The 16,913-nt window shown below is 47.0% G+C and carries 18 protein-coding genes and 1 pseudogene; 8 read left to right on the plus strand and 11 right to left on the minus strand.

Annotated features, from left to right (window positions below; translation table 11 throughout):
* Window positions 1-163: 163 nt before the first annotated feature.
* Window positions 164-1,858 (minus strand): multicopper oxidase family protein, encoded by a 1,695-nt coding sequence (locus tag DNHGIG_RS04945; protein WP_282198623.1) that lies wholly within the window; start codon window positions 1,856-1,858, stop codon window positions 164-166.
* Between DNHGIG_RS04945 and DNHGIG_RS20945 the strand changes: the two genes are divergently transcribed.
* Entirely contained in the window at window positions 1,824-2,057 is a 234-nt protein-coding gene (locus DNHGIG_RS20945) for an aldo/keto reductase (protein ID WP_369414670.1), read from the plus strand. The genes DNHGIG_RS04945 and DNHGIG_RS20945 overlap by 35 nt on opposite strands.
* Before the next feature lie 10 nt (window positions 2,058-2,067).
* Here the strand turns inward: DNHGIG_RS20945 and DNHGIG_RS04950 are convergent, their stop codons facing one another.
* Entirely contained in the window at window positions 2,068-2,415 is a 348-nt protein-coding gene (locus DNHGIG_RS04950) for a winged helix-turn-helix transcriptional regulator (protein WP_282198624.1), read from the minus strand.
* A 186-nt stretch (window positions 2,416-2,601) separates the two neighbouring features.
* Between DNHGIG_RS04950 and DNHGIG_RS04955 the strand changes: the two genes are divergently transcribed.
* Both DNHGIG_RS04955 and DNHGIG_RS04960 read left to right on the plus strand, forming a co-directional pair.
* Window positions 2,602-3,582, plus strand: a complete 981-nt coding sequence (locus DNHGIG_RS04955) for a zinc-binding dehydrogenase (RefSeq protein WP_282198625.1) — start codon at window positions 2,602-2,604, stop codon at window positions 3,580-3,582.
* A gap of 124 nt (window positions 3,583-3,706) precedes the next feature.
* The gene (locus DNHGIG_RS04960; RefSeq protein ID WP_282198626.1) at window positions 3,707-4,420 is read left to right on the plus strand and encodes an NAD(P)H-dependent oxidoreductase; all 714 of its coding nucleotides are present in this window, start codon (window positions 3,707-3,709) and stop codon (window positions 4,418-4,420) included.
* A gap of 145 nt (window positions 4,421-4,565) precedes the next feature.
* Here the strand turns inward: DNHGIG_RS04960 and DNHGIG_RS04965 are convergent, their stop codons facing one another.
* The 3 genes from DNHGIG_RS04965 to DNHGIG_RS04975 all read right to left on the minus strand — a co-directional run bounded on the left by DNHGIG_RS04965 (window position 4,566) and on the right by DNHGIG_RS04975 (window position 6,898).
* Complete coding sequence (locus tag DNHGIG_RS04965) at window positions 4,566-4,934, minus strand: DUF488 domain-containing protein (protein WP_282198627.1); 369 nt, start codon at window positions 4,932-4,934, stop codon at window positions 4,566-4,568.
* 165 nt (window positions 4,935-5,099) lie between these two features.
* Window positions 5,100-6,314: an FMN-binding glutamate synthase family protein gene (locus tag DNHGIG_RS04970; RefSeq protein WP_282198628.1), complete on the minus strand. Its 1,215-nt coding sequence runs from the start codon at window positions 6,312-6,314 to the stop codon at window positions 5,100-5,102.
* Between the two features lie 191 nt (window positions 6,315-6,505).
* Window positions 6,506-6,898: a hypothetical protein gene (locus DNHGIG_RS04975; RefSeq protein WP_282198629.1), complete on the minus strand. Its 393-nt coding sequence runs from the start codon at window positions 6,896-6,898 to the stop codon at window positions 6,506-6,508.
* A gap of 203 nt (window positions 6,899-7,101) precedes the next feature.
* Here DNHGIG_RS04975 and DNHGIG_RS04980 point away from each other — a divergent pair, with 203 nt between their 5' ends.
* The 5 genes from DNHGIG_RS04980 to DNHGIG_RS05000 all read left to right on the plus strand — a co-directional run bounded on the left by DNHGIG_RS04980 (window position 7,102) and on the right by DNHGIG_RS05000 (window position 10,493).
* Window positions 7,102-8,157, plus strand: coding sequence for a type III polyketide synthase (locus DNHGIG_RS04980; RefSeq protein WP_282198630.1), 1,056 nt, complete (start codon window positions 7,102-7,104; stop codon window positions 8,155-8,157).
* 72 nt (window positions 8,158-8,229) lie between these two features.
* A complete protein-coding gene (locus DNHGIG_RS04985) occupies window positions 8,230-8,601 on the plus strand; it encodes an isoprenylcysteine carboxyl methyltransferase family protein (RefSeq protein ID WP_282198631.1) in 372 nt (123 codons plus the stop codon).
* A 285-nt stretch (window positions 8,602-8,886) separates the two neighbouring features.
* Window positions 8,887-9,036: a hypothetical protein gene (locus DNHGIG_RS04990; RefSeq protein WP_282198632.1), complete on the plus strand. Its 150-nt coding sequence runs from the start codon at window positions 8,887-8,889 to the stop codon at window positions 9,034-9,036.
* A 154-nt stretch (window positions 9,037-9,190) separates the two neighbouring features.
* Window positions 9,191-9,793, plus strand: a complete 603-nt coding sequence (locus DNHGIG_RS04995) for a TetR/AcrR family transcriptional regulator (protein WP_282198633.1) — start codon at window positions 9,191-9,193, stop codon at window positions 9,791-9,793.
* Between the two features lie 4 nt (window positions 9,794-9,797).
* Window positions 9,798-10,493, plus strand: a complete 696-nt coding sequence (locus DNHGIG_RS05000; protein WP_282198634.1) for a DUF2306 domain-containing protein — start codon at window positions 9,798-9,800, stop codon at window positions 10,491-10,493.
* A 105-nt stretch (window positions 10,494-10,598) separates the two neighbouring features.
* On the opposite strand, the gene DNHGIG_RS05005 is transcribed toward DNHGIG_RS05000, so the two are convergent.
* The 6 genes and pseudogenes from DNHGIG_RS05005 to DNHGIG_RS05030 all read right to left on the minus strand — a co-directional run bounded on the left by DNHGIG_RS05005 (window position 10,599) and on the right by DNHGIG_RS05030 (window position 16,746).
* Window positions 10,599-10,910: a hypothetical protein gene (locus DNHGIG_RS05005; RefSeq protein WP_282198635.1), complete on the minus strand. Its 312-nt coding sequence runs from the start codon at window positions 10,908-10,910 to the stop codon at window positions 10,599-10,601.
* Window positions 10,911-11,289: 379 nt separating this feature from the next.
* Window positions 11,290-11,940 carry a CoA transferase subunit B gene (locus tag DNHGIG_RS05010; protein WP_282198636.1) on the minus strand — a complete coding sequence of 217 codons (651 nt, stop codon included), beginning with the start codon at window positions 11,938-11,940 and terminating at the stop codon, window positions 11,290-11,292.
* 18 nt (window positions 11,941-11,958) lie between these two features.
* Window positions 11,959-12,658, minus strand: a pseudogene (locus DNHGIG_RS05015) (CoA transferase subunit A).
* A gap of 51 nt (window positions 12,659-12,709) precedes the next feature.
* A complete protein-coding gene (locus tag DNHGIG_RS05020; RefSeq protein ID WP_282198637.1) occupies window positions 12,710-13,495 on the minus strand; it encodes a 3-hydroxybutyrate dehydrogenase in 786 nt (261 codons plus the stop codon).
* Window positions 13,496-13,575: 80 nt separating this feature from the next.
* Entirely contained in the window at window positions 13,576-14,958 is a 1,383-nt protein-coding gene (locus DNHGIG_RS05025; RefSeq protein ID WP_282198638.1) for a GntP family permease, read from the minus strand.
* Window positions 14,959-15,387: 429 nt separating this feature from the next.
* Window positions 15,388-16,746 carry a sigma-54 interaction domain-containing protein gene (locus DNHGIG_RS05030; protein WP_282198639.1) on the minus strand — a complete coding sequence of 453 codons (1,359 nt, stop codon included), beginning with the start codon at window positions 16,744-16,746 and terminating at the stop codon, window positions 15,388-15,390.
* Between the last annotated feature and the right edge of the window lie 167 nt (window positions 16,747-16,913).

The raw sequence follows: 16,913 nt of genomic DNA on the forward strand, positions 1-16,913 counted from the left end.
GGAACGTATGAATTATTATACATTGTAATGTATATTTTTTCAATAAGAAAAAACGCACAGACAGGGGTACGGCCGTATGCACATCGAGTTAAGGTTATCCGCAAATAATTCTACGAAATACTTTAGATTTCGTCGCGATGCAGGGAGTGTCGATGAGGTCAGACTATCTTCCGCGTTTTGCGATGATTTTTCTGATTAATATCTTCCAGATCATAGTTCGCGTCCATTTAGCTAGTCCTACCCTATCATGATCCTTCTGACAATCAAAGCAATCACGAAAACGATCGTCAGGGCAGAGAATATCTCTGTCTGTACATGGGTTAAACAATGGAGATTCGACAACCCCATATGGACGCATCATCTCATAGTCTTCATGTTCAAGGATATGACAGTGCCAAACATATAGTCCAGAGAAGGGGATGAAGCGAGTGATGATTCGGGTTATCTCTCCCGGATTGGCTCGAACGGTGTCTTTCCATCCTTTTTCATTGGGATCCGGTGGCATCACTGAACCGATAGGTATGATTTCGCCTGTAGAAGTTTCGGTGAACTTCTGTCGATCCAGGATTTGAAAGTGTACGAGATGTAAATGGATTGGATGCGTATCACGCGTTTTGTTTATAAGTCTCCAGATTTCGGTTCTTCCCTGGAGGGGTGCTTCAGTAATCGGATCGTTCCATTCTCTACTCGTTAGTAGCAGCTTAGGTCGTCCAAATGAGTCTCTTGATTCGGTGAGTGTAAGGTCTCTCGTACCGCTGGCATCCGTTTCTGAAAGACGTTCGATGCAACTGAGATGAGCCGGAATTGAACTTTTATCCTTCTGTGCAAGGTTCTGTTTGACACGAAATTGCATGATCTGTCCGGTTGTATCAGGATCGGGAGGATTTCCGTTGGGAAAGGGTGTCGGAGCGTCATTGGTGAGAAGGATCTTTTCCCCGTTATGACCTGAAAAATCGATAATAACGTCTGCGCGTTCCGCAGGGCTAAGCAGGAGTTCGTTCACTGTCACCGGAGTTTCCAGGAATCCACCGTCTGTACCAATTTGAACAAACGGTTGTCCCGAAGAAAGTCTCAGTCTGTAGAAACGGGAATTTGCCCCATTTGCAATTCGGAACCGATATTTTCTCGGTTCTACTTCTAAATAAGGCCAAACCTTTCCATTTACCAGATTGGTATCGCCGAAGAACTCCGGCACGATGGACGGGTCCGCTCCTTGAACCGGGGGATTCGGTTGTCTCGGGTAAAAAAGGGAACCGTCCGGGTTGAATGACTTGTCCTGAATTAACAATGGAATTTCATATTTCCCGTTTGGTAAGTGGAGTTTTTTTTCACGCTCATCACGAATCAGGTAAAAACCAATCAGTCCTGCGTAAACGTTCAGACGAGTGATACCCAACGCATGATCGTGGTACATCAGTGTGGTAGCCCGTTGACAGTTCGGGTATTCATAGACTTTATGAACGAAGAAAGGCCCCGTTTGTTTGAATCCTTCAGTAAACCAGGCTTCAGGATACCCATCATTTTCCGGGCGTACGTGCCCGCCATGGAGATGAACAACTGTACGAACTTCCGGGGTCGGAGGTTGTGCCCCATGTACTGTTTTATCCACTGGGAGCAGATGATCGGGCGGAAGATCATTCACCCATTTTACTTGAATTCGTTCGCCGCGTTTTACTTCGATTGTGGGCCCCGGGTAGATACCCTCATATCCCCAAACCGTTGTCTCTGGAAGTTCACTATGGAGTTTTTGTTTTACCTGTTTCATTCTGACTTCGTACAAAGGCACTCCGCGTTCCTTCTTTTTCGGTTGTAAAACATGAGGAATGGGTAGTTTATCGATATATTTCGTGAGCGGCACAGTTGGTTCACTCCCTCAAATAAAATACAGTTCATATAAAAAATACGAAGGGGAATGTATTTTACACATATGTATTTATAAGGTAAAAAATGAGTCTACGGCTCAGGTTGCCCTGAACTGGGTTCGCCAACATCCCGTAGTGCATATCCCAATCATCGGTGCTCGCACCCTCTTTCAGCTTCAAGACAACCTGAGGTGACTAGAATCTCTCAATTGTTTTCCGGCGCCACCGTCTTTCTTTCTTCCACCTGATTGATGTGTTCCGCTCCCCACTGGCACATCATCTCCAGGATCGGGTTGAGGGTTTTTCCATATTCGGTCAGGGAGTATTCCACTTTGGGAGGGACTTCCGCATACACTCGACGATGGATCAATCCCTCAGCCTCCAGTTCCCGCAACTGTTGTGTTAACATTTTTTGAGTGATGTTGGGAATTAGCCGCTTCAGCTCACTGAACCGACGAACCTTCCCTTTCAGATGCCAAAGGATAAGCACTTTCCATTTCCCACCGATCACATCCAGTGTGGCTTCCACCGGGCATTGATAAGCCTTGTCCACGATGTCCACCCCTTTTGGTTACTTTTAGGAAACTATATGACTTATAAGTGCATACTTCATTAAAATATACTCCAATTATACAATGTTTACAGTCACCAAAATCATAGGAACTCCCCCTTTGCTTCCTTACATTTGCTCAACGACACATGGTAACCAGGGAAAAAGTTCTGTGAGGTGAGTGGATCAATGAAAGCGATGGTATTGGACCGACCGGGGAGTCCGGAGACATTACGCATGGCGGATCTGCCCAAACCGGAACCCGGCCCCGGAGAAATCCGCGTCCGCGTGCTGGCAGTAGGATTAAACCCGGTGGATTATAAACTGGCTGCTGACGGATATCTTGGTTGGAACTACCCCTTCGTGCTCGGTTTGGATGTTGCCGGCATCGTGGACGCGTTGGGTGAAGGAGTAACCGAGTGGTCGGTCGGTGATCGTGTGTTTTACCACGGTGACCTGTCCAAACCGGGTGGCTATGCGGAATACGCCATCACCACCGCCCACACGGCGGCCCGAATTCCTAATGGGGTCTCTTTTACGGAAGCGGCCGCCCTCCCTTGCGCGGGAATGACCGCTTATCAGGCTCTGCACCGCAAGGCACATATCCATGCCGGAGAAACAGTTCTCATTCAGGCGGGGGCCGGTGGTGTGGGCGGTTTCGCCGTTCAACTGGCGAATCGGTCCGGGGCACGTGTCATCACTACATGCTCGGCGCGAAACCGTGATTACGTGCTTCGCCTCGGAGCTGAGGAAGCCATCGATTACAATGCGGAAAACATGACGGAACGTGTGATGGAACTGACGGAGGGCCGCGGCGTCGACGTGGTAGTGGACACCGTCAGCGGACAGAGTGCCACGGCAGGGTTGGAGATGCTGGCTTTCAATGGACGACTCGTCTGTATTGCGGGATTTCCCGATTTTTCAAAAATCCGCCCCTTCTCTAAAGCTGTCTCCATCCAGGAGGTTGCATTGGGGGCTGCGCATCTGTCGGGTGATCGAGTGGCCCAAGAGGATCTTCGGACAATGAACCAAGAACTGGCCGAACTTGTCCGGACTAAGCAAATTTCCCCCATGCTGGAGCAGGTCATCCCCTTTGAGAAAATCCCGGACGGACTGGCTCAATTGGCTCAAAGGCATGTCCGCGGCAAGATCGTCGCCGAAATCCGATAACACGTATAGATCGGCCGGGTTCCAAACCGGTTGAAAAAGTGAAGAGACAGCCCGCATACAGCAGGCTTCAAGCCGGCATGCCCGAATGGCAGTTCATAAAGGATCACAAGGAGGTATTCTAAGGATGAACGCATTGATTGTCTATGCTCATCCGGAACCTAAATCCTTCAATGGAGCATTGAAGGATTTGGCGGTTCGGTTTTTGACAGAACAGGGTCACCAAGTGCAGGTTTCGGATTTGTACGCCATGAACTTCAAAGCCGTTGCAGATCGGGAGGATTTTGTGGAACTGTCCAATCCCGAATTTTTCAAATACCAACTGGAGCAGATCCATGCGTCTCAAAACGGATTGTTTTCCCCGGATATCGCCGCTGAGATGGAGAAACTCCGTTGGGCTGATTTCGTGCTGTTCCAATTCCCTCTCTGGTGGTTCTCCGTTCCCGCTATTTTGAAGGGATGGATTGACCGGGTCTTCGCCATGGGATTTGTCTACGGGGGCGGTATGTGGTACGACAAAGGCGGATTGAAGGGGAAAAAGGCGATGCTCTCCCTGACCACGGGCGGTCCCGCCCATATCTATAGCAAAGACGGAATTAACGGGGACATCGACCAGATCCTGTTTCCGATCCATCACGGTATGCTGTTCTTCTCGGGAATGGAAGTGCTGCCTCCCTTCATCGCTTGGAGTGTCGCAAGCGCTTCCGATGAACAGCGGGAACGATACCTGGAAGAATTCAAACAACGGTTGCTCACCATCGAGAGCACAGAACCGATCCCCTTCCATCCCTTATCTCATTACGGAGAAAACCTCCAATTGAAAGACGAATACAAAGATTGAGGAGATCATCTCCTCCAATCCAAATAAGAAAATGAAAAGCCTTTAGGGGGAAAAATTCCTCTAGGCTTTTGACCCATGAATTAATGGAGATTCGTAATGCCTTTACTCCAGCCATGTCACTGTTTGTAAACGGGCGAATCCCCTCTCACCTCAGCTTTTTCTTCACCCAATCCCTAAGCACCACCGCATGATTATGCACCGGGTCTTTCGCCGCGTAAAGAAGGGTGACATTTCCTTCCTGTGCATATTGACAGATTTGGTTGATCAACTGTTGATGGAGGGGATCGGAAGCGAGTTCCTTTTCGTAAAGCTCGCGAAATTCCGCAAAACGCTCCGGTTTGTGGTTAAACTGTCGTCGCAGTCCCGGACTAGGTGCGATTCCTTTCATCCATTCGTCCAAACGGGCTTGCTCCTTTTTCACCCCGCGCGGCCACAAACGGTCGACCAAAATGCGTTTTCCGTCCCCCGTGTCTGACGGCTCATAAATCCGTTTCAATCTGATTTCATAAGGCATGTCTCATCCTCCTTGCCTTTAAGATAACGATTACAAATTGTAACCGGTATTACTGAATCCACTCAGTCCACTAATAAGGTTTCGGTGAATTTTTGTCAAGCCAGCATGCCCGAAAATGAAAAGCCTAGGGGGAAAATTCCTCTAGGCTTTTGACCTATATATTTTTTAATGGAGATTCATATAGGAATGACTTTCGACTTGACCTTCAAATGTGTGGAAAAAAGGCTTCGTTTCTTCAAAGAAACGGTCTTGATTCTCAGGTGCAACGTATCCGAGTTGGATTCCTGTCGCTTTGGCGATGAAAGGGTCAATCGTACACAGATCTGACTTTGTAATATCCGATAATGCAGTTTTACCGAGTGTTACGGCTACGGATTCCATTTCTTGAACACAAGCATTCAGATATCGAACTACATTCATGGCTGCTTGGTCAATATTTAATTGGTCTGTCATTTTACCTGTATATATAACTAAGCTCGTGGGCGGTTCAAACGGTACAGCTTTCACCATTTGTTCACTGACAAGCGCCATGATAGCGGCTGTACCAATATAGACACCATCTGCCCCCAATGCCATTGCCTTCAACATTTGTCCAGGTGTCACGAGTCCCCCGGTTGCAATCAGGTTGATATCACCCATTACGCCTTTTCGCACGAAGAACTCAGCTGCTCTTGTGATAGCAAAAAGAGTGGGTAATCCAACGTCATCTTGTAAGGTGGGTGACCCTCCATGCGTTCCACCTTCCGCACCATCAAGGGTTACGAAATCCACTTCGGCTTCTACAGCAATTTGTAATTCTTTTTCAAGATGATGCGTGGCGGCTATTTTCAGTCCTATGGGTACACCTGTTTCGTCTCGAAGACGCCTTACTAATTGAATAAAGTCATCCTTTGAATTAACCCCCGGCAGGCGCGAATGAATCAGGGCGTCTTCGCCCTCGTGTAAACCAAAAACTTCTCGAAAGTCCTCCCCGATATTTTTTGCTGTTGTGCGTTGTGGCGCTGAACCTTGTGCACCTTGACCCAATTGAATTTCAATGGCATCCAGACGCTTATATTTGTCGGGGGTGTTCATCCATCCCCCTCGATTATACTGACCAATGAATAGATGAGCCGCATCCCTTTCCTCTTCAAGGAGCCCTGCTTCACCAGAGTTTGTGGCTGTACCGACAGCGGTTGCCGCTTTGGCCAAAGCGATTTTGGTGCTTTTGCTTAACGCACCTCCAAAAGACATAGCGGCAATCATAATTGGAATGGAAAGGGTCAATGGTTTTCTCGCACGGTGTCCTATGGTGATTGAAGTACGGATTCCGACGTTTTCAGGCGTTGGAAAACGAAAGAGATGTACAGGATTGAACAGAATCTTCTCCCATGGAGACATATGAATAGGGCTTCCAAGAGGGCGTGAGATAGGAGTTCCTTGATTCGCCCGCATGGCAATTTCCATAAGGTTCGTCATGCCCACTTTATTCGTTGCAGGAATCATTTCAAACAGGTTCTCGGTGTATTGGTCTCATTGCTCTCGTAATCGCTTTGTCGACAGATTCGTTAATAAATGAACGGATAAAATGTTCAATGAGTCTCAGCACGTTGAGCACTCTCCCCGAGTTCACCACGATCAACTACGTTTTTTATCTCTTCAATTTTTTGAGCCATCGCGAAACACATTTGCTTCATGGTTTCGAGTTGACGGGCAGCATTTTGTTCTTCAACCGCAAGATCCACTAACTCACGATCGTCAAAGAACTGGTTGACAAATATGTTGAATTTGGAGTCGTGGATTTCTGGGTTTGAGGTGAGTTTTGTAAGTTTGTTGTAGTGCTCACGTTCAATTGAAGAAAGTGTTCCAGCCATTGTTTCCATACGATTGAGTTCTGAATGGATGTAAGAAAGTGTATGTTTCAGGTCTTGATCATTCTCCATTTTAGTAACACCTACCCAATTTTTTGCTTTTACTTTACCCATGAATTGAAATTCTATTCCCACCCATTCTGATATTTGGATGTACCCTGTTCAGATACGGCTTTTCTTTGTAGGAGTAAGGAATATCGCGGATAATGATCCGAAGAACTGTAAAAAGTAATCAAATAGAATGATCGTGTTGCGCATGAGGATATTGCAACAATGACGAGTATCAATGCAATGGTGTTAAGGGAAGGATGATTTTTGTGCCTTACATCGTATCAACTGGAATCGCAAAAGCCCCCTACGAATATCAACAAAAAGACATTCTTCCGATTGTGAGAGAGATGTTCTCAGATAGGTTTCCTGATATAGACCGATTGCTTCGGGTTTTTGAAAATACACAGATAGATACGCGACGTTTTTGTATGCCGATCGAACATTTTGCGGAAACACACGATTTTAAAAGAAAAAATCAACTTTACATAGACAATGCCGTCAAGTTAGGAATGGATGCACTTAAAAATTGCCTTGACCAGGTTCAACTCAGTCTGAATGAAGTTCATCATCTATTCTTTATCTCCACCACTGGACTGGCGACACCAAGTATCGATGCGAGGATTTTGAATGAACTTGATGCACATCCACACATGAAACGGACTCCCATCTGGGGCTTAGGTTGTGCGGGGGGAGCAGCGGGTCTCTCCAGGGCTTACGATTATGTCCAGGCACATCCCGATGAACTTGCGATTGTCGTCGCTGTCGAGCTTTGCGGATTAACATTTCAACGTGACGATAAAACGAAAAGCAATCTGGTAGCGACTTCCCTTTTTGCCGATGGTGCTGCAGCGGTTTTAGTCTCTGGGGATCGGGCATCCCTAAAAGGAAAGTTGAAGATTAAAGGAACGATGAGCACACTTTTAAAAGATAGCTATGATGTCATGGGATGGGATTTTTCGTCATCCGGATTTCATGTCATCTTTTCACGCGATATTCCTACTTTGGTAAAACGGGAACTACCGAAGACGATCCGTGAATTCACGAATTTCTATCGTTTAAACGAGGAGATTGATCATTATGTTATACATCCGGGTGGGAAAAAGGTTTTAGAGGCATATCAGAAGTCACTGTCCATACCTGTTGAAAAACTGCGTTTGGCAGAACAGATCCTCCGTGAAAATGGAAATATGTCATCTTGCACCGTTCTCTTTGTATTAGACCGTTTTCTTAAAAATGAACCGATACAAAAAGGTGAAGCGACTCTTATTTCCGCCCTCGGCCCAGGCTTTAGTTCTGAACTTATACTTGCGGAAGGAGTCTAGCCGATACATATCAATCATTATTTTCTATTCCTTTTCCTCTTTCTTATCCTCCAACGCTTTGTGGAATTATGGTTGGCAAGAAGAAATGGGAAGTGGGCCATCTCTCAAGGCGGGTATGAAGTTGGTAAGAGCCATTTTAAATACATCGTGTTCATACACACAGGCTTTCTCGTCAGTCTTTTTATGGAGGTAGGTGCCGGCGCGAATCCCCCGACCTGGTGGATGGTGCCTTGTATCATTCTCATTCTTTCTCAGTTTTTGCGATACTGGTGTATCTATTCCCTGGGGCCATATTGGAATACAAGAATTTATATCGTTCCAGAAAGCGGTCTTGTGAAGAAAGGACCTTATCGTTGGTACTCCCATCCTAACTATTTAGTCGTTATGACAGAATTCGTTGTTATACCGCTTATAACATATTTTCGGAATATTCTGGGTACCTAAGAACCGGTGATGATTTCGACCGTACAGGATATTTGTGGGTCACCCCTTTTGCATATTACGGTACCCTGTGCAAGAACAGTTCCGTTCAGATGAACTTCTAATGGAATAACCAACGCCTTCATCGCATCCTAACCGGTATATGACCACCATTTAACGGTAAAAATGATCAACATGATAGTGGCCAATGATCATTTTTGCCACCGATGATTCGGTGAGTTTGGAGGGGACTCGACAATTGAAGGGAGTTCATATACATATGAAGCGGCTTGTGCGGCAGATGCAAGTGTGCTTCTGGCCGTCACCGTGGGAGTGGGGTTAACGAGCGGAGTGCTGTTGATCCTTCAGGCCTACCATCTGTCCCACGTTGTCAACGCTGTATTTTTGGAGCACGCTCCATTGCAACAGGTCAAGCCGGGACTCTGGATCTTAGGATGAACAGAAGATCTAATCTTCGCTGGTGGGGCTTCAAAGCCCCATCAATTTTTTCACCTTGACAAACCGACTGCCGGTTTGTATGATGAAGAAAAGTCAGAACAAACCGACAGTCGGTTTTCCCAGCTTTCCATATTCTCTTGAAAGGGGGACTCCCATGCCGGAGCTCATAACGAATCCTACCTTAGATCGATTGTTATCCACAACCGAGCAGATCATTCGAGAGAGAGGTTGCCGCCGAACGACCCTGCAGGAAATCATGAACCGTTCCGGCCTATCCAAAGGAGCGATCTATCATTACGTCACGAGCAAAGACGAATTGTTCGGTTTGATCTTTAAATCTCGGATGGAAGCCGTGAATACGCGTTTTTTTGAAGCGGTCAAGAGTGCCCGGCGAGAATTGGATCAGCCACTGAAAGCAATCACGGAAGGGTTGCGACATATTCATAACGAGAAAGATGTCAGCAATCAAATTTTCATCTATCTGCTGAGTCAGCAAGAAAATCCGGCGATCCGAGAGATGTTGCGGGAAATCTACGACCATTCGGTACGTACTGCTGCGATTTGGATCGAAACCGGGCAAAAGAACGGCGTGATCCCGGACTCGCTCGACGCTAGAAAAATGGCCGACATGTTCGTCGTCTTGTCCTACGGCCTCCGGGCGAGGAGCATGATTTCTACGGAAGCCGTTTCTTTTTCCATGGATGATTTCCATGAACTGATGCACCACATGTTATCTGAACATTCAAGGGGAGGATGAAGGGATGGGCCTGTTCACCATATTTAAAGTGTTGCATATTGTCGCCGGGTTTACTGCTTTGCTGGTATTCTGGATTCCGATCATCACCAAGAAAGGAGGCAAAACACATGTCCGGGTCGGCTGGATCTATGTATGGGCGATGATCGTCGTAGCGGTCAGTGCCCTTTACATGGGGACATGGCGGATTGTCGCCGATCCAAATCGAACCGTTGAGAGTGCAGGGTTCGCTTGGTTTTTAATCTTCATTTCTATCCTGAGCTCAGCCACCGCATGGTTCGGAATCCGCGTGCTCAAGTTTAAAAAACGATCCGGTATCCATCGGCAACCGGTCGATCTCCTCTTTTCGTCCCTGTTGCTATTGTCCGGCATCGGTATGTCGATTTACGGTTCATCTCTTCACTCTTCGCTCCTGACCTGGTTCCCGTGGATCGGCGTTATGGTAGGTGGCACACAACTTCTGTACTGGTTGCGCAAACCGGACCATCCGATGCATTGGTGGTTCCAACATTTAGGAGGTATGTTGGGGTGTTGTATTGCAACAATGACCGCGTTCACGGTGTTCGGTGCTCCCCGTCTGCTCGGACTCAGCAAGGTGAGCCTGTTGATTTGGTTTGGCCCGACCCTTTTCATGCTCCCCGTGATCATTGGAATGTCCGTTTATTACCGGCGCAAATTCAGCAGAAATCGTGCCAACTTATAGTTGGCACGAGATCGCCGAGAAAAGATGACCCGCCCCTTGTCGAATGGATCGATTCAAGACTTCAAGCATGAAACGAATCACGGGATGAGGAAACGACGGTGTGGGTCATCTACGATTGTCAATCTCCTTGCGGTCAGAAAGCCAAGTCCTTTCGTCGATAGGAACCGTGTCTTGTATCTTTTCTCCATTTCGCCAACGTTCCACCCACACATATTCATAATCTTCGACCCCTTGAGCAATTGCGTCCACAATGTCGATCTTCTCTGTCCCAATACAAAGAATGTCGGGAAACTGATGTCCAATTAACCCCATCACAACGTAAATGTCTGATGTTAATCCGCCGAAAGATCCGCATATCGATCGGCATTGACCGTAATCCAAATGATTTCCGTAATTTTCACGCGTATGATGTGTCATGCAAACCGCCTCACTTCAGCTCGGACAATTCATAAAAAAAGTCCAGAGAATCGAGCGATTTCAATTTCCGGACTTCTCAATGGCTCGAACACTTTCTTGAAAAAAGTGTAGTTTGGTGGGCGTATGCTTTGCGTTCGCGCTCCGTGGAGGTCGAACGAAAGGAAGCGTGTCGATCTCCAAAGTCACTTTCTCACGCAAAGCATATGACCTATTAACGGTTTATAAGGAAGCGGAACAACCATCGCTCACCTCTGCGCCGCAAAGCGATACAACCCACCCAAAAGCCACTCCGTTTCTTGTGGCAGCCTCAAACATCTCTTTCTGCGTTTGTTTCGTTCCTGCTTAAGTGGTGAAACGAACTTTCGAAGGAAAAGACCAACTAGTTTGTTACCGCAAGATCGGGGCTAACCCGAAATGAGGCTTCCGTTTTTTCCTTGACTTCTTCAATGGTTACACCTTCTTGCGTTTCAACAAGAATCATGCCTTCCGGTGTAAAATCAAATACCGCAAGATCTGTGATCAAGCGATCGACCACTTGTTTGCCTGTCAATGGAAGGCTGCATTTCTTCTTGACTTTGGACTGCCCCAACTTGTTGACATGTTCCATGATGACAACCACTCGCTTGGCGCCATGTACGAGATCCATCGCTCCCCCCATTCCTTTGACCATTTTTCCCGGAATCATCCAGTTGGCAAGATCACCCGTTTCGGATACTTCCATCCCTCCCAAAATGGCTAGATTAATATGTCCTCCACGAATCATGGCAAACGATTCCGCACTATCAAAGTAAGAAGCCCCCGGTACAGCCGTTATCGTTTCTTTCCCTGCATTGATGAGATCCGGATCTTCCATTCCTTCAACGGGATATGGTCCGATCCCCAGCAATCCGTTTTCCGATTGCAGTAAAACCGTATATTCGCGCGGAATTTCATTGGCGACAAGTGTAGGCATTCCGATCCCGAGGTTCACATACATTCCATCCTGAATTTCCTTTACCGCCCGCTTGACGATTTTTGTACGCGTATCCATTCCTCTTCTTCCTCCTAACTATGCTTTGAGAACGGTGCGCCGTTCAATTCGCTTTTCATAATGGAGCCCATGGATCACACGTTGTACATAAATTCCCGGCGTATGAATTTCATCCGGATCCAATTCTCCTATATCAACGATTTCTTCCGCTTCGGCGATCGTAATCTTTCCTGCCATTGCCGCAAGTGGATTAAAATTACGGGCTGTTTTACGATAGACCAAGTTGCCCAGCGGATCCGCCTTCCAAGCTTTCACCAGGGCAAAGTCACCGACAATCCCATGTTCCAGGAGATAAGTGCGGCCATTGAATTCCCTGTGTTCTTTTCCTTCCGCAATCAGCGTCCCCACCCCCGTTGCTGTATAAAAGGCAGGTATACCGGCGCCTCCAGCGCGAAGTCTTTCCGCCAAAGTGCCCTGAGGAACGAGTTCTACTTCCAGCTCACCGCTTAAAAATTGTTGTTCAAACGTTTTATTTTCTCCTACGTAGGAAGCAACCATCTTTTTGATTTGCTTGTTTGCAAGCAAAATCCCGAGGCCCCAATCATCTACACCACAATTGTTACTTACAATCGTGAGATCTTTGACTCCTTTCTCTCTTAAAGCAAGGCGATTTTTCCGGGATTCCGCACAGCCCGAATCCTCCTACGATAATGGTCGATCCATCTCGAATGTCTTCTATGGCTTCTGTTACAGAGTGGACAAGTTTCCCTTTCTTCATGTCGTTCATCTCGCTTTCTTTCTCAATTTCTCTATGAAATCGGAACCATTTTTACTGCGCGGTGTAACCTCCATCGATGACGGTCGCTGTTCCCGTCACACCTTTTAACTTGTCGCTTGCCAAAAAAACCGCATAATCGGCAATTTCCCGGACGGATAGCAATCGCTTTTGCGGAACCAACGGGTAGATCACTTCCTCCAGCACTCTCTCCAGTGGAACATTTCTCGTTTTCGCCAAATCTTTCAATTGATTGCGCACGAGCGGCGTATCCACATACCCAGGGCAGAGAGCATTGACGGTAATTCCGTAAGCTGCACCTTCCAATGCCGCTACCTTTGTTAAGCCGATGACCCCATGTTTCGCGCTGTTGTAAGCCGCTTTCCCGGCGAAACCGACGAGTCCGTTAATGGAGGCTATATTGATGACTCGGCCAAACCCCTGTTGTTTCATGAGAGGAAAAGCATGCTTGATACCAATAAACGGAGCAGTCAACATCACTTTAAGCATGAGCTCGAATGTTTCGGTCGGGAATTCCTCAATCGGTGATACATACTGCAGTCCCGCATTGTTTACAAGAATATCCAAACGCCCGTACGTTGTCGATACGAATTCGATGCTTTGGCGGAACTGTTCTTCCTTCGTAACATCACAAGCAATGCCCAAAGCTTCAAAGCCTTGGTTTTGCAATTCCTGAGCTGCCTGTTGCGCAGCCTCACCATGCAGATCCGAAAGAACCACTTTCGCCCCTGACTCTGCGAACGCGCGGGCAATTTCTAGGCCAATTCCACTTGCTGCACCCGTCACCAGCGCGATTTTGTTTTCCAAAAGTTTTTCCATACCAATCCCCTCTACGCCATGTGATGAAATTCCCCAAGACACCTACAGAACGGAATCTGTATGTGAATCAATCTTGAAGACTAAAAAATAGAAACTGCAAATGCGAGAATGAAGACAGAAAGCGTTTTCGCAACCGTTATCGCAAAAATATCCTTATAGGACTGGCGATGGGTGAGTCCCGTAATCGCAAGAAGTGTTATAACGGCACCGTTGTGAGGTAACGTATCCATCCCTCCGGATGCCATTGAAGCGATTCGATGCAAAAGCTCAGGGCTAATCCCCGCAGATTGCGCCAACTGCAGATACTGTTTACCCATCACTTCAAGCGCGATCGACATGCCCCCGGACGCGGAACCGGTAATACCTGCCAAAACGTTTACGGCCAACGCTTCCGAGACGAGTGGATGGTTACTCGCACCTAGTATCGAATCTTGAATGATTTTGAACCCGGGCAATGTTTTCACAACGTTTCCGAAACCAACTTCAGACGCCGTATTGAAGATCGCCAACAACGCCCCCATGGCAGCCGCAGTGAATCCGGCAGCAAGTTTGTTTTTCACCTGTTTGGGATTGATGAGCAGCGCGGCCAAAATCCCGATCGTCAATGCCACGATCAAAGCCCAAGTGGAAGCTACCGTTTTGACATTGGCAATCTTGAACGTCTGCTTTAACATTTCTGGATCGTACCATGACGATACGTTTAAAAAGCCTCTACTTAATAGATAGTTAAAAACCAACACGAGTATGAGCGGCAAAACGGATAGCCAAATATTGGGGTACTTTTCATCTTGATTGACTTCTGGTTCATTCGTGTGTCCTTCCCCATATCCTTCCCCGGCAACTGCCGCTTGCTTGCGGCGATATTCCAACCAGAGCATTCCTGCTGTAAAAACCATAATACTTCCGATAATCCCTACGACAGGCGCCGCATACGCATCTGTGCCAAAATAGCTTGTTGGGATAATATTTTGAATTTGCGGAGTACCAGGAAGTGCGTCCATCGTAAATGTAAATGCGCCTAGTGCGATCGTCCCCGGTATCAAGCGCTTCGGAATATTGGCTTCACGGAAAATGGCAGCCGCGAACGGATAAACAGCAAAAGCTACGACGAACAAAGAAACTCCGCCATAAGTCAATATGGCACAAGCAAGCACAACCGATAAAATCGCCCGTTTGGACCCCAACGCTTTCACGATCGAATGCGCAATCGATGCGGCGGCTCCGCTGATTTCCATCACCTTTCCGAAAACCGCCCCCAGTAAAAATACAGGGAAAAACGATTTCACGTAGTTTGCCGCATTTGTCATAAACGTTTCCGTGTAACTTGGCAGTAAAGCGTGTCCCGATAAAACAACTGCAAGCAACGTAAAGATCGGTGCAAACACGATGACTGGAAAACCGCGATACGCAAAAAACATTAACAATCCCAATGAGACAAGAATCGCTAAAACCTCAATAAACATGGCAACCCCTTCCCCTCTTTTTCTTGGATAGAAGAACTCTTTTCTGGCTCGACTCAGAAAACATGCGTTCTGACGGGCGTATGTTTCGCATTCATCCTTCGCGGATATCTTCTTTGCAAGCATATGCTCGCAACGCCCCGAAGGATGCGAGACAATCTGTCAAAGCCGCTGTCTCACGCGAAGCATCCCCCCTGTCCGAAGGCAGTTTTCACTCATCTCTTGGCACAGCTTGCAGCATGGGCGGCTACTTATGATGCTTAGCAAATTTCATGCCATCCTGATTTTTCGTACGATCCGCTTGACTTACTCATTCGATTTCATCCGGAATTTTGGAACACTTTTTATCAAAACCATCCGAATACTTAAAAATAAACAGTCCAGGATTTTGGACTCTATTCCAAATTCCTGGACTCATCAGTATTCCTTTCATTATAAACCATATTTTTCGAGTTTCTGATAGAAACTCGACTTGCTGATTCCTAGCAATTTAGCCGCTTCCAATTTGTTTCCAACTGTTGCGGCTAATGCGCGCACAATCGCTTCTTTTTCGGCCTCTTCGATACTTTCCCTTAATGGCCGCACACCGAAGGTCGATTCCTTTTTTTCCGGTTGAGGAATCAAAAAATGATCAGCTTTCAGACAATCGCCTTCCATTAGATGTAAAGCGCTTTCGAGGGCATTTCTCAATTCCCGGACATTGCCCGGCCAGGAATATCCGCTTAGTAAATCCCAAACATCTTCCTCAATTTTTCTCACGTGAATCCCTGTCGATTCCATTAATTGATCCAACAAGTCGTGAACCAATTCCGGCAAATCTTCTAATCGTTCCCGCAAAGGAGGAATGTTGATCGTCACGACATTCAAACGATAGAACAAATCCTCCCTAAACTTTCCTTCTCTGATTCGCTCCCTCAAGTCACGATGGGTAGAAGCGATGATCCTTACATCAATGGAAATTGGCTTGGTTCCTCCCAGGCGTTCCACTTCTTTTTCCTGTAAGACCCGTAAGAGTTTCGCCTGTAATGTCAGGGGCATATCACCGATTTCGTCCAGTAATATCGTCCCGTGATTCGCCAATTCAAATTTTCCTTTTTTGCCCTTTTGCAAGGCGCCTGTAAAAGCGCCCGCTTCATATCCAAACAACTCAGACTCCAGCAAGGTGTCAGGAATGGCCGCACAATTCACCCGTATAAACGGTCCCATTTCCCTGCGGCTAGCCGCATGGATCGCATGGGCAAACAATTCTTTTCCCGTCCCGCTTTCTCCTGTTATCAATACGGTTGTATCACTTTTTGCCACTTTCTGCGCAAGTTTTTTGACCGCTTGCATTTTTGGGCTGGAACCGATGATATTCTCGAAATGATAGTTAGCCCCCAACTTCCGGCGGAGTTCCCGCTTATAATAGGCCAATTCCCGCTTTAATTGATCCACCGTAGCCGCCAGCGCGTGAAGTTCGCGGACATCTTGAAACATAACCGTACCTAAAACGGCAACCAATTTTCCATTCTTAAAGATGGGTACGCGGTTTGCGATCATGTCCTGTCCGTGAATTCGTTGAATCTCGGCAATCTCCGCTTTTCCCGATTTCCCCACAATGTGCATACGTGTGTTGGGAATGACCTCTGTGACGTGCTTTCCGACTACATGATCCACACCCAAAAATTCCCGGTATCTTCGGTTCATCAACAAAATGAATCCATCCGGATCGGTCACCACAATACATTCGTGCGCCTTTTCCAATACTTCTTCAAGCAAGTCCTGATAACTTTGAGGATCAAAAGTACGCATCGAAACTCCCTTCCCATTCATCATTCCTGTTGATTGACCGATCGAGTCGCTATAATATTCTGATCTTAACTGAAACAAAAATCGACTTCAAGCGGAGGTTTCTACTTTGTGTGCTTGGGTGGATGTATCGCTTTGCGCTTGGGTTCGATGAAGGTCGTCCCGCCCGG

Source organism: Collibacillus ludicampi (genome assembly GCF_023705585.1).
Taxonomy (GTDB): domain Bacteria; phylum Bacillota; class Bacilli; order Tumebacillales; family BOQE01; genus Collibacillus; species Collibacillus ludicampi.

Bases quoted from the DNA above. Each gene is read 5' to 3' on its own strand.
- DNHGIG_RS04970 (WP_282198628.1), bottom strand. From the start codon at position 6,314: ATGTCTCCATGGGAGAAGATTCTGTTCAATCCTGTACATCTCTTTCGT.
- DNHGIG_RS04960 (WP_282198626.1), top strand. From the start codon at position 3,707: ATGAACGCATTGATTGTCTATGCTCATCCGGAACCTAAATCCTTCAAT.
- DNHGIG_RS05020 (WP_282198637.1), bottom strand. From the start codon at position 13,495: ATGGAAAAACTTTTGGAAAACAAAATCGCGCTGGTGACGGGTGCAGCA.
- DNHGIG_RS05030 (WP_282198639.1), bottom strand. From the start codon at position 16,746: ATGCGTACTTTTGATCCTCAAAGTTATCAGGACTTGCTTGAAGAAGTA.
- DNHGIG_RS05010 (WP_282198636.1), bottom strand. From the start codon at position 11,940: ATGGATACGCGTACAAAAATCGTCAAGCGGGCGGTAAAGGAAATTCAG.
- DNHGIG_RS04975 (WP_282198629.1), bottom strand. From the start codon at position 6,898: ATGGGTAAAGTAAAAGCAAAAAATTGGGTAGGTGTTACTAAAATGGAG.
- DNHGIG_RS04955 (WP_282198625.1), top strand. From the start codon at position 2,602: ATGAAAGCGATGGTATTGGACCGACCGGGGAGTCCGGAGACATTACGC.
- DNHGIG_RS05025 (WP_282198638.1), bottom strand. From the start codon at position 14,958: ATGTTTATTGAGGTTTTAGCGATTCTTGTCTCATTGGGATTGTTAATG.
- DNHGIG_RS04965 (WP_282198627.1), bottom strand. From the start codon at position 4,934: ATGCCTTATGAAATCAGATTGAAACGGATTTATGAGCCGTCAGACACG.
- DNHGIG_RS04995 (WP_282198633.1), top strand. From the start codon at position 9,191: ATGCCGGAGCTCATAACGAATCCTACCTTAGATCGATTGTTATCCACA.
- DNHGIG_RS20945 (WP_369414670.1), top strand. From the start codon at position 1,824: ATGGGTAGTTTATCGATATATTTCGTGAGCGGCACAGTTGGTTCACTC.
- DNHGIG_RS05000 (WP_282198634.1), top strand. From the start codon at position 9,798: ATGGGCCTGTTCACCATATTTAAAGTGTTGCATATTGTCGCCGGGTTT.
- DNHGIG_RS05005 (WP_282198635.1), bottom strand. From the start codon at position 10,910: ATGACACATCATACGCGTGAAAATTACGGAAATCATTTGGATTACGGT.